Source organism: Microbulbifer sp. ABM4_008 (assembly GCF_056311705.1).
Map to the genome: position 1 here is coordinate 3649181 of NZ_CM149970.1, position 12882 is coordinate 3662062.

The 12882-nt window shown below is 49.3% G+C and carries 10 protein-coding genes; 5 read left to right on the plus strand and 5 right to left on the minus strand.

Annotated elements, in window-relative coordinates:
* The first annotated feature begins 36 nt into the window (after nt 1-36).
* A complete protein-coding gene (locus ACYX4J_RS15845) occupies nt 37-1914 on the plus strand; it encodes a DUF885 domain-containing protein (protein ID WP_444906078.1) in 1878 nt (625 codons plus the stop codon).
* A gap of 428 nt (nt 1915-2342) precedes the next feature.
* Complete coding sequence (locus ACYX4J_RS15850; protein ID WP_444906079.1) at nt 2343-4229, plus strand: DUF885 domain-containing protein; 1887 nt, start codon at nt 2343-2345, stop codon at nt 4227-4229.
* 117 nt (nt 4230-4346) lie between these two features.
* Here the strand turns inward: ACYX4J_RS15850 and ACYX4J_RS15855 are convergent, their stop codons facing one another.
* The 5 genes from ACYX4J_RS15855 to ACYX4J_RS15875 all read right to left on the minus strand — a co-directional run bounded on the left by ACYX4J_RS15855 (nt 4347) and on the right by ACYX4J_RS15875 (nt 9979).
* The gene (locus tag ACYX4J_RS15855; protein WP_444906080.1) at nt 4347-4742 is read right to left on the minus strand and encodes a cupin domain-containing protein; all 396 of its coding nucleotides are present in this window, start codon (nt 4740-4742) and stop codon (nt 4347-4349) included.
* A gap of 272 nt (nt 4743-5014) precedes the next feature.
* Nucleotides 5015-6832, minus strand: a complete 1818-nt coding sequence (locus ACYX4J_RS15860) for a DUF885 domain-containing protein (RefSeq protein ID WP_444906081.1) — start codon at nt 6830-6832, stop codon at nt 5015-5017.
* A gap of 127 nt (nt 6833-6959) precedes the next feature.
* Nucleotides 6960-7892, minus strand: a complete 933-nt coding sequence (locus ACYX4J_RS15865; protein WP_413664792.1) for a universal stress protein — start codon at nt 7890-7892, stop codon at nt 6960-6962.
* 274 nt (nt 7893-8166) lie between these two features.
* Nucleotides 8167-8880 carry a DnaA regulatory inactivator Hda gene (hda, locus tag ACYX4J_RS15870; RefSeq protein ID WP_282931683.1) on the minus strand — a complete coding sequence of 238 codons (714 nt, stop codon included), beginning with the start codon at nt 8878-8880 and terminating at the stop codon, nt 8167-8169.
* A gap of 1 nt (nt 8881) precedes the next feature.
* On the minus strand, nt 8882-9979 hold the full coding sequence (locus ACYX4J_RS15875) for a DUF2066 domain-containing protein (RefSeq protein ID WP_282931682.1): 1098 nt from the start codon (nt 9977-9979) through the stop codon (nt 8882-8884).
* Nucleotides 9980-10256: 277 nt separating this feature from the next.
* Here ACYX4J_RS15875 and purM point away from each other — a divergent pair, with 277 nt between their 5' ends.
* From purM to ACYX4J_RS15890, 3 genes are all read left to right on the plus strand, one after another.
* Entirely contained in the window at nt 10257-11318 is a 1062-nt protein-coding gene (gene purM, locus ACYX4J_RS15880; protein WP_444906082.1) for a phosphoribosylformylglycinamidine cyclo-ligase, read from the plus strand.
* Complete coding sequence (purN, locus tag ACYX4J_RS15885; protein ID WP_444906083.1) at nt 11318-11962, plus strand: phosphoribosylglycinamide formyltransferase; 645 nt, start codon at nt 11318-11320, stop codon at nt 11960-11962. Before purM ends, purN begins: the two co-directional genes overlap by 1 nt.
* Nucleotides 11963-12063: 101 nt before the next feature.
* Nucleotides 12064-12768, plus strand: a complete 705-nt coding sequence (locus tag ACYX4J_RS15890; RefSeq protein WP_282931679.1) for a DUF3108 domain-containing protein — start codon at nt 12064-12066, stop codon at nt 12766-12768.
* Nucleotides 12769-12882: the final 114 nt, after the last annotated feature.

Below are 12882 nucleotides of genomic sequence, written 5' to 3' on the forward strand. Positions count from 1 at the left end.
ATTAGCAACGAAGAACCGAACACTGGGAATATGCTCATGAAGTTGAAACCAACCCTGATCGCAGCCGCCATAAGCGCGCTGGTAATCAGCGGCTGTGACCGCGGCGCCCCGAACACAGCCGAGCAGAGTGCAACCGCCACAGCCACGGAAAGCACGGCGACTCAAGAAGTCGCAGGAAAAGTGGACCCAGCCGCAGTCAAACGCGTAAACCAGATGTTCGAGGACTTCTTCCAGGAGCACCTCGCCCGCAGCCCCGAGTACAAAACTTTCCTGGGCAAAAAAGAAGACTACGATAAGTGGAACGACCTCTCCCCAGAGTTTGCCAAGGAAACCCTGGAGATCGACAAGCGCCAGCTGGCGGAACTGAATAAAATTGATCCTTCCACTCTGGATGACGCTACCCGCTTGAGCTTGCGCCTGGCAAAGCGCAACTGGCAACAGGATATCGATGGCTACAAGTGGCGCAATCACGGCTACCCCGTCAACCAGATGTATGCCACCCACACCAGCGCAGCATCGCTACTGATCAGCCAGCACCGTATCGATGATGTCAGCGATGCAGAAGCCTATATCGCCCGCTTGAATGGTATGCCCAAGTATTTCTCCCAGTTGGAAGAACAACTGAAAGCCAATGCTGCAGTCGGCACAATCGTACCTAAGTTCGTATTCCCTTACGTTATTAGCGATTCCCGCAACCTGATCACCGGCGCACCTTTTAACGGTGAAAAAGACAGCCCACTGTTTGCAGACTTTAAAGACAAAGTAGAAAAGCTGGAAATCAGTGAAGATCAAAAGAAATCACTGGTCAATAAAGCCAGCCAGGCCCTGACTGAAAGCGCCGGCCCCGCTTACGAAAAATTAATCAGCTACCTGCAAGAGCTTGAGAAAAAAGCCAACACTGACGACGGCGCCTGGAAACTGGCAGACGGCGAAGAGTTCTATAAATTCCGCCTCGGTGTTTACACCACTACGGATATGACTGCCGATGAGATCCACCAAACCGGTCTTAAGGAAGTTGCCCGTATTCACGACGAAATGCGCGAGATTATGCGCAAGGTGAAGTTCGAAGGTAACTTGCAGGAATTCTTCGAATTCATGCGTACCGACAAGCAGTTCTATTACCCCACCACTGAGGAAGGTAAAGCGGAGTACCTGGAAAAGGCCACCGCAATTATCGACACCATGAAGGGCCGCCTGGATGAACTGTTTATCACCAAGCCCAAAGCCGATCTCGATGTAAGAGCCGTAGAGGCCTTCCGCGAAAAATCTGCAGGTAAGGCCTTCTACCAGCGCCCGGCCCCCGATGGTTCGCGCCCAGGTATCTACTACGCCAACCTGTACAATATGAACGATATGCCGTCTTACCAGATGGAAGCATTGGCCTACCACGAAGGTATCCCCGGCCACCATATGCAGCTTTCGATCGCTCAGGAATTACAGGATATTCCCAAGTTCCGTAAATACGGTGGTTACACTGCTTATACCGAAGGCTGGGGCCTCTACTCCGAACTGGTGCCCAAAGAATTGGGCTTCTATGAAGACCCCTACTCTGACTTTGGACGCCTGGCTATGGAACTGTGGCGCGCTGGCCGATTGGTGGTAGACACCGGCCTTCACGCCAAGAAATGGACCCGCGAGCAAGCGATCGACTACCTCGTAGAGAACACCCCGAACCCGAAAGGCGACGTGGTTAAAGCGATCGAGCGCTATATTGTGATGCCTGGCCAAGCGACCGCATACAAAATTGGTATGCTGAAAATTGTCGAGCTGCGTGAAAAAGCCAAAACAGAACTGAGTGATCAGTTTGATGTTCGCGGCTTCCACGACACTATCCTGGCCAGTGGCCCAGTCCCCTTGGATGTACTGGAAGAACTGGTTAATGAGTGGGTTGCAAAAGTAAAAACCCAACAATAAATAATAGAAGCGACAGATAAGTACCTGATAACTACTTGTCTGTCTTTTTCTCATCGTCAGTAGAGCATTGCAGAAGTAAAAATTCTGTATAGTTTTTACAATACGGCATTTATTGTTTTACAGGGAAGTCCGGAATGACACTCCGGACTTCTTATTAAGCAATCACCAGCTCCCAGCATGAATGGCACTGTGGTCTTATTTCACCCCCCCCTATTTTCAGCTCACCTTAGCCGCCACTGTCGTATAAAAGCACCAAAATAAAACATACCCAGTATTCCCCATACCAAAAAAGTGCACCGCTCTTATTTTCTGCTGAATTTATATCCACAAAACCAAATAATGGGATGCTTTTACATAAAAAAGTCCATTAACTGCAAAAATAATGATAAAAAAGTAAGAGCTACTCTTTGAACGCAAGGATTGTACTCATGAAGTTAAAAATAACTCTGATTGCAGCGGCAGTAAGCTCACTCATTCTCACAGGCTGCAACGACAGTACCAACAATGCGGATGCACAAAAGATTGCACCCTTAGAGGAAAGTGCACTTAATCAGCCACCTCCCCCGAAGGTCAGTAAAGAAATGAGCGAGGCCAGCAAGAAGGTCAATTTGCTGTTCGATAATTTCTTCCAGGAGCATCTAGACCGCAGCCCTGAATTTAAAACATTCTTGGGTCTGAAAGAGGAGTACGGCAAATGGAATGATCTAACTCCTGAATTTGCGCAAGAAACCCATGAAATTAATAAGCGTCAATTATCCGAGCTGAATAAAATTGATCCCGCTATACTGGATCGACCTACCCAACTTAATCTTCGACTGGCAAAACGCACGTTGCAACAAGAGATCGAAGCTTATAAGTGGCGAAATCATAATTACCCAGTCAACCAAATGTTCGCCATCCATACCGGCGCCGCTTCAACACTTATCAGCCAGCACCGTATCGATAACATTAGGGATGCCGAAGCTTATATTTCCCGATTAAATAGAATTCCCCAGTATTTCGCACAGCTGCAAGACCAACTGGAAGAAAAGGCCAAAGCTGGCACCACTATTCCAAAATTCGTTTTCCCCTATGTTATTGGAGATGCACAAAACCTAATTACTGGTGCTCCTTTTGATAGAAAAAAGGACAGCCCTCTATTTGCTGACTTTAAGGGAAAAGTAGAAAACCTCGATATCAGTAAAGAACAGAAAAAGTCCTTAATAGATAAAGCTAAAACAGCACTAAAAGACAACACTGGCCCCGCCTATAAAACCCTAATCGACTACCTGCAAGAGCTTGAGATACGCGCAACTACTGATGATGGCGCCTGGAAACTGGCAGATGGCAGTGACTTTTATAATTTTCGTCTCGGCTTTTACACTTCTACCGATATGACAGCCGAAGAAATTCATAGGATTGGCCTTGAAGAAGTGACTCGCATCCATGATGAGATGCGGGAAATTATGCGTAAAGTAAAATTCGAAGGTAAGTTGAAAAACTTCTTCGAATTTATGCGCACCGACCAGCAATTTTATTACCCGACCACTGAACAGGGGAAAGCTGCATATCTTGAGAAGGCTACTACCATTATCGATACCATGAAGGGTAGGCTGGACGAGTTATTTATCACCAAACCTAGAGCGGACCTCGATGTGAGAGCGGTCGAACCATTCCGGGAGAAATCTGCCGGTAAAGCTTTTTACCTGCAACCTGCTGCCGACGGCTCACGCCCAGGCATCTACTACGCCAACCTCTACAATATGGACGATATGCCCAGTTACCAGATGGAAGCACTGGCATACCACGAGGGTATCCCCGGCCACCATATGCAGCTCTCTATCACCCAGGAATTACAGGATATCCCTAAGTTCCGCAAATATGGTCACTATACCGCCTATACCGAGGGTTGGGGCCTTTACTCTGAAATGGTGCCAAAAGAGATGGGACTCTACCAAGACCCCTACTCAGATTTTGGGCGCCTCGCCATGGAGTTGTGGCGAGCAGGACGCCTTGTAGTCGATACCGGAATTCACACAAAGAAGTGGACCCGAGAACAAGCCATACAATACCTGATGGAAAACACCCCTAATCCTGAGGGGGATGTTATTAAAGCCGTCGAGCGCTATATCGTATTACCCGGCCAGGCAACAGCCTACAAAATTGGCATGCTCAAAATTTTACAGCTTCGTGAGAAAGCCAAAAAAGAACTGGGAGAGAAGTTTGATATTCGTCAATTCCACAATGCAGTTCTGGCCAACGGCCCAGTACCACTGGATGCCCTGGAGGAAATTATTGACGAGTGGATAGCAAACACCAGAACTCCAAAAGTATAACTAAAAGGTTAAAACAGAATTAAAAAAGGCCACTATCTGTGGCCTTTTTTAATTTAAGCTAATAGCGCTCACTCTTATACTGCAAACCGCTGCCGGTATGTAGAATGATCTTATCTCTTAGGTATCGCATGGCTTAGCTATACTGTGCTCAGTTGGCTGCGGGGTAATAGTCATAACTTTTACTTCGCTAGGCGTTTCAAATCGGTGCCAGACACCTTTTGGTATAACCAATATTTGCCCAGCAGATAATTCGTTCTGCTTCTCTTTACCGTTTACGAGAAGAATTAGAGTTGTTTCTCCATCTACAACTTGAACAAACTCATCTCCATTGGTGTGCCTTTCCCACTCACTATTCCCTGAATAGTGGGCTACATATATTCCACCATCCCTATACTCGGACAATAAGGCAAATGCATCTTTAGCTTCCTCATCCGTTGTTTCGGGAGTTCTTCCTTTTAGAAATTTAACTCTAGAAAACCCATCATCTATCGTAATAGCTTTTGACTTCGGCACTTACCAACCCCTTACAAGTACTACTCTTACTACTGGGGTGGAAGGAAAGAATACACCGCACTCGAGACACGCTGTGAATACATCCCTGTAAGCTCCTAATCGGCATCCATGCCTCATAGGGTCCCAAGCGCGGTGTATTCTTCCCTTCTCCCTTTTTAGTTACTAAAACCACATAATCCGAGCACCTTCACCCTTTCTAGCGGTAAAGATGCTCAACTTTTTAAGTTACTCTTTTGACGATCCTATAGCCGAATACTCTGCAAAAGTGAATCCTAACTCTTGTTGGTTGCTATCCACTGATCTACCTGCTGCTCCAACACTGCCAATGGCAAAGCGCCATTGGTGAGAACTACATTGTGGAACTGGCGGATATCAAACTGGCTACCAAGCGCTTCTTTAGCGCGTTCACGCAACTCAAGAATCTTTAGCATACCGGTTTTGTAGGCCAGTGCCTGACCGGGCCAAACCATATATCGCTCGATTTCGGTGGTGACTTCGGACTCAGTCATACCGGTCTTTTCCAGCATATAATCAATCGCTTGCTCGCGACTCCAGCGCTTATAGTGCATTCCAGTATCCACGACCAACCGCACAGCCCGGAACATTTCCGCCTGCAACCGACCCAAATCATCATAGGGGTTTTCCTGGAAACCGGCTTCTTTAGCAAGCTTCTCGGAGTACAGTGCCCACCCTTCCGAGTAAGCATTAAACAACCCCATTTTACGGAAAGTCGGCACACCTTTTAGTTCTTGCGCTATTGCCAACTGGAAGTGATGCCCAGGCACCGCTTCATGGTAAGCCAAGGTACGCATTCCAAACTTTTTGGTTTCATGAACATCCCGCAAGTTTGCATAAAATACGCCGGGGCGAGACCCGTCCATTGCTGGAGGGTTGTAGTAGGCTCCCGCCGAACCTTGCTCTTTAAACTCTGGGACTCGGCGCACCTCAACACCCATTTTGGGTTTTAAATCAAAATAGTCACCCAGGCCTGCATCAATTTCATCAATCATTAGCTGGTAATCGGCAATAATTTTCTCCCGCCCTAAATCTGAATCCTCATAAAGAAACTGGGGATCATTATTCAGTGCAGAGAAACGTTCGCTAATAGTGCCACTGGTTCTACCAACGGATGAAAAAATTTCATTCATTTCCGTTTCAATTCTTGCAACTTCTTCCAATCCAATACGATGGAGTTCCTCCGGTGCAATATCTGTACTGGTAAAGTTGCGTACCTGATAGGCATAGTAGGCATCCCCATCCGGCAATGCCCAAACACCATTGTTCTCTCCAACTTTTAACCGGAGAGTACTGAAATAATCGATTAGCCCTTGATACGCGGCGTAAACTTCTGTACCAATCAGCAACTCAGCTTGGCTGAGAATACGTTCCCGCTCCTGTTTATCCAGCTTTTCAATTTTGTTAAGTCGCTCCAGTAATGAGGCATAAAGTATATTTTCTTTTACCGGCGCGGCGATAAAACCCTGCATTTCCTCTAAAACACTATCGACAACAAAGCGCGGGGGCAGAATATCTTTCTCTTCCCTTATCTTCAGACCATCCAGCAATTGATCAAACTTACGTCCGACCTCTCCCAGACGAGACAAGTAATAATCAGCTTCTTTTACATTGTTGATCTGATGTACTTCAGCGAGAAACTCCGGCAACCTATTCTGCTCACCCGACATTTGGTTAAGCGGGTAATCATGGTGCCTCCAGCGTTCAACTTCCGCCTTTATACTGAGAAGATGCTCTAACACATCATAGGAAATGGCCTGCTGCCCTTCCAAACTTTCGCGATCATAGCTGCGCAATACCGCCAGCTCGCTCTTCATCATTTCAATAACACGCAACTGCTCTTCTTCAGACAAATCATCGAGATGCGCATTGTGTCCATCAATTCCAAATTGTTCCAAAATTCTAATTTGTGAAAGGATTTCCGGACTGCTACTACCGATTTTTATAAAGACACGTTCAAAAAATACATCTATAGACCAAGGCTTGAAATAAACTGCATTAATAGCAAAAGCAGAAACTGCCAAAACCCCCACAAAAAATAAGCCGCCAAACCATTTGGCAATAGTCTTAATCATTATATTTCTCCCGAATTCTTAGCTGTAATTTTGTCCCGGTATCAGGATCACCTCAACTCCCGCAGCAGAGAATTCCGATAGAGCGATCAGCGCAGGGGCCAAGCTGAATTAGACCCATAATTCACAACTATTTTATCGGCGATACAAAGTCACTGGGCTTCAGAGCCAGCAGGGAGCAACTGACCTTCTGCAATATATTCTCTGCAGTATTCCCCATAATGAAACCGGGAATACCCGCCCGTCCAACAGTGCCCATAACCAGCAAGTCGAGACCTTCTTCATCAATCAGCAATGGAATAAAGTTATCTGGATGGGCAACCACATGGTGAATACGTATTTCCCCCTCAATTCCGGATGCACGTATCAATACATCGAGTTTTGATCGGTGTTGGGCCCGCGCTGATTCAGTGGCCTCATCCAACTCTTCCTCAGAAGCGCTCAAGGGAAAATGGCGCCGCAAGTATTCATCGATATCGAAGTCCCAACAGGAAATAACGTTCAACACCCCACTGCAACTGTCAGCGAGTACTCGCGACCAACGCAGCAACCGGATCGCCAAGTCATAAGTGCTGCCATCCTCGCATTCAGGGTCGAGAGCTACAGCCACCTGAATCTTGTTGCGATGTTCCTTGATTGGGCGGCACAGCCATACCGGGCAGGGACACTTTCGCAGCAGATCCATATCCATTGCCTTGAAGCCCTTAAGCTGGCTGCGACCCTCAACATTCTTGATCACCAGGTCATAGCCCTCAGCCAATACCCGGCGGATCACCCGCTCGGCAGGTCGGGCACCACAATCTGACTCAATCTCCAAATTGGTCCTTTCCGCCGATAACTCCATATGTACGCGGGCCGACTCAATTTCACTCCTGACCCTATCAAGCATTGTCCTCACACAGAGCCGACTAAACTCCTCAAACCCCTCCGGCACCTTCGGACAGACCAGTAAAACCTTAATCTCCGCCTGATGATTGCGCGCCACTGCAAAAGCCTGCATGAGTCCGCTGCTTTCATCCTCAGCAGCATGGCTGACATACAGGATTTTATGAATGTTTGGCATAACGCTGCCCTCAACCAGAGATATTTGGGAGCAAACAGGGGCAAGACTCACCATAAACCCACTCGCTGCCTCAAATTGGTATCGTGAGTAGAGCAGATTTCACACGGAAATACACAGGTGAAGGAGATGGCGCAGGAGCAGATAGGGAAGGTGAAGTGAGTAAACACCAACCATATTAGACGGAAAAAGCGTCAAGTGTCGCTATAACACGAGACAGAGGAGCCCAAATGAGCTCAGGAGGCTAAAGCAGGTCGGCCAGAGTCCAATGCTGGGGTCAGATATCCAAAACCTGCTTAACAAAAGGAATGGTGATTTTACGCTTAGCCATAAGTGAAGCCCGGTCCAGCTCCTCCAGACACAGAAAGAGTGCTCGAGTATCCCTCGGGGCGCGGTGCAATATGTACTGGGCCACATCTTCCGGCAGGTCAAAACCGCGCAGACGGCTGCGACGGCGCAGGGCGGCAACTTTATCGCTGTCATTCAGGGTTTTGAGCTGGAACACCAGGGACCAGTGCAGGCGTGACTGCAGATCAGCCAGGGCAATATCCATACCTCGGGGTGACTTGCGAGCCCCCATTAATAACTGCCGGCCGCCATCCTTAACTCGGTTATAGAGGTGGAAAATAGCAGTCTGCCACTCGGGCTGCCCCTCCAACAAATGAACGTCATCTATACAGACAAGGTCCAGTCGTTCGAGTCCGTCGAGAATAACAGCCGGGTCCATGTTCATTAGGTCTGCGAGAGGGAGATAATGGAAAGAGCGACCATTGGCCTCTGCGCACTGACAAGCAGACTGAAGCAAGTGGCTAATACCACTACCCGCCTCACCCCAAATGTAAATTACAGACTCGGGATTCTCGCCACTGGCAAAAGACTGCAGCAGGGCAACTACCTGTCGATTTGGATCTGAATCCGACAGGTAGAAGTTATCAAAAGTGGCGTCATCCCGCAGGGATACCCCCAGCGGCAATTGTTGCGGAATACTCATCTCAATCCCAGTGATAGCGCAACGGATTCTCAGCGCTGCCCAAGGGTGAACGGTATCCATTCAGGTTAATGGCGTCTCCGTCCGCTTGTGCTCGCAATTTATGGTTTAGAGCCAGGGTATCACGCAAATTGCTCAACCCTGCCGAAGTGACCAGTGCCAGGCGCATTCGGTCCCCTTCAACAGAGAGCAGGTTAGCACTGCTGACCTGTGCCAACCCCTGTAGGTAACCAGATGCCTTGGCATAATCAGCAAAACTGTCGATACCAGATAACTCAACAATCACCGCGCCCAACTGATTGTCCTGGCCATTCGGGGACACCGCATAGCGCTGCGCAAGAATATTGGCCAGCTGGTTAACGCCGCGCAGAGCGACCTCTTCCAGCGAACCTCCGGCGGTATCGAAGGCATAGCTGCGACCGCCGTGAATTAGCAACCAATCTGCCTGCCAGCGATGGCCTGAAGCTTGAAGCACCCGGCCCATCAAAGTGGCATCGGGGCTATAGCGAAAACCCGCCTTCTCAGCTGCTTGCTCATCCTGGGCCCAGAGAGCTCCCAAAGGCATATTGCGCTGATCATTCAGGTCCATTACCGGGAAATCCAGGGGGACACCGCGCTCGATAGCCATTGCCTCAAGTACAGAGAAGAGCTCCGGGGTCGCTTCTTCACTCAGAGCACTGCGGCCCTCTTGCAGGGTATCTACTGCAAGCCACACCAAAGTGCCGGGGCGATTGTTAGGCCACATGGGCAAGTTCATTTGATTAACTTGCCGGGAGATCGCTTGGGGATCAAAGGAAAGGTGCAAGTAGAGCTGATTGTCCTCACGGGTATAGCGATACCCTTGAACAAACTGCTGTGCATTTTTTAATATCGGCTGCACATTTGGGTTACTACCGACAGCGGCATCTCCCGTAACACGTACGAACACCCGTTCCAGGCCGCGACTTCCGGCTGCTGCACGATCCGTGGCTCCGCGACTCGACACAGCCTCGACAACTTCGTACAAATCCGAGATGACTCGAGCTTGGACCGGTAGGGCTAGAACACTGATGATCAGAGCCAGCAACTGCAACACCAATCCCTGCCGGAGCAGCTTGTGCATAGGACTTCTCTCCAAACCTCTTATTTTCCGCCCCTGAGCTTGCAGAAATTATTATCGATGTGCAAGACGCCAGATTTTAGGGCGGACTAAAAATTGCGGCTATTGTATCAGCGTCAGACGTTTCTCTCAGCCCCGAGTTCTCACTATCGGAGTGATTTCACAGTTCAAATGGTGAGAAAATGCCGAAATCCCCCTTCGAGATGCCGTCTGGGCGTGGCTCCCGAGGCAAGACCCAGATAGAATACGCGCCCTTCGAATACCCACCGCAGGAAGAATCATGAGCGATTCCAAGCCGCAATCTACGCAAACATCCCTCTCTTATAAAGATGCCGGTGTCGATATCGACGCAGGTAATGCACTGGTAGAGCGCATCAAAAATGTCGCCAAACGCACATCCCGCCCCGAGGTAATGGGCGGACTGGGCGGATTCGGCGCCCTGTGTGAACTTCCAAGCGGCTATAAAGAGCCGGTTTTGGTTTCCGGCACCGACGGTGTAGGTACCAAGTTACGCCTGGCAATGGACTTGGGCATTCACGACAGCATCGGTATCGATCTTGTCGCCATGTGTGTGAATGACCTGATCGTAGCAGGAGCTGAACCCCTCTTCTTCCTCGACTATTACGCAACCGGCAAACTCAATGTCGATATTGCTGCAGAAGTAGTTACCGGCATTGGCAAAGGCTGTGAGCTGTCAGGCTGCGCACTGGTCGGCGGCGAGACCGCCGAAATGCCCGGCATGTACGAAGGCGACGATTATGACCTGGCAGGCTTCTGCACCGGTGTCGTAGAAAAATCTGAAATCATCGACGGCAGCAAAGTTAAAGCTGGCGACGTATTGATCGGCCTGGCCTCCAGTGGCCCCCACTCCAATGGCTACTCCCTGATCCGCAAGGTTCTAGAAGTCAGCGGTGCCGATCTCCAGCAGGACATCGGCGGTGAAACCCTGGCCAAAGCGTTGATGGCCCCGACCCGTATTTACGTTAAAAACCTGCTGCAATTAATGAAGAGCTTCCAGGTGAATGCGCTAAGCCATATCACTGGCGGCGGCTTACTGGAAAACCTGCCCCGCGTACTGCCCGAAGGCTGCAGCGCGCGTATTGATGTCACCAGCTGGGAAATGCCTCCTGTATTTAATTGGCTGCGTGATGCAGGCAATATCGATAGCCGCGAAATGTACCGCACGTTTAACTGCGGTGTTGGCATGGTTATTTGCGTGCCTGCAGAGCAATCCGAGTCGGCACTATCCGCTCTCAAGCAAATGGGCGAAGACGCCTTTGTCGTTGGCACTATCGAAGATGCCAAAGAAGGGGCGGAAGCAGTAGAGCTGGCGGGGCTGTAATGTCTTGTAGAGTTGCCGTATTAATCTCCGGTAGTGGCAGCAACCTGCAGGCTCTGCTGGATGCCGCCGCACAAGAGGACGCGCCTTTTTCCGTGACTGCAGTTGTCAGCAATAAGGCAGATGCCTATGGGCTGACTCGCGCAGAACAGGCAGGCGTTCCCACCTCTGTGGTGGATCACCGGGATTTCTCCAGCAGAGAAACCTTCGATCACGCCTTGATCGAAGAGATCGACAAGTGCAAACCAGATTTGGTTGTACTGGCTGGGTTTATGCGTATTTTGACACCCGACTTTGTGCGCCACTACAACGGCCGCCTGATCAACATTCACCCCTCCTTACTGCCGAAGTACCAGGGCCTGCATACCCATAAGCGGGCACTGGAAGCCGGGGACAAAGAACACGGCGTAACCGTGCATTTTGTCACCGAGGAACTCGATGGCGGACCACCTATCGTCCAAGCCATTGTTCCTATTAAGGAGGGAGACACTCCAGAGCTACTGGCAAAGCGAGTGCAGGTTCAAGAACACATCATTTACCCCATGGCAGTTACCTGGTTTGCTCAACAGCGCCTGCAAATGGCAGATGATCGAGTTCAGCTGGATGGTGAATTACTACCTCACCACGGGGTTCAGGTTTCCGCATAAAACCAGCCCTTGATAGCTGGCGGGGTAAAAGTCCTTCAATGTACTTTGCGCGCCTCGCCAGCTAGTATTCAAAAGGGTTCAGTTTTTTGTGGGATATCACAGTGCGCCTTTTTGCTACCTCTCTGTTTCTTTTTTTAATTACCGGCCAGGCAATTGCTGCTGAGCTGGAACCTTTCAAAGCCACCTACGCCGCCCGATTTAATGGGATCAGCATTACCGCCACTCGGGAATTGTCCGGACAGGACGGCAACTGGCGCCTGGACTTCGATAGCAGCGCCCTTTTTGCCAGTATTAAAGAGTACTCTCGCTTTACCAGCCAGGATGGCCATATCACCCCCCAACATTACGAATATCGCCGCAAAGGCCTTGGTCGAAATCGCGCCACGGTGCTTAATTTCGAACCGTCAAAAGGTATGATCTTTAACGTCCATAATCCGGAGCGGGATCTCAAAGACGCCCCACCTAATATTCTTGACAAGGTGAGCTATCAAATCCAACTAGCACTCGATGTCGCCGCTGGAAAAACAGACCTTCAATACAAAGTTGCCGACGGCAAAAAAATTCGCGATTACAAATTCAGTCAAGTTGGCACTGAAACCCTAAAAACACCTCTGGGCCCGGTGGAGACAATTAAAGTCGCTCGAGTGAGAGATAAAGACTCAGGAAGAGAGACAACTGTCTGGATCGCACCGCAATGGAACTACGCTTTGGTGAAACTTATCCAAAGAGAAGAAAATGGCAAAAGGTATCAAATCAACCTGACAAATTTATCCATCAACGGCGAAAAAGTCGCTGCCAGCCAATAAATGGCCACATTTTCGACTGATGAAAAAAAATCCGTCGACTTGGATAGATTTTTGTCCCCATTGTCTTTATAAAGTCACTCCTCTCCCTCACTAGGGCAATGACGTATTGCTAGA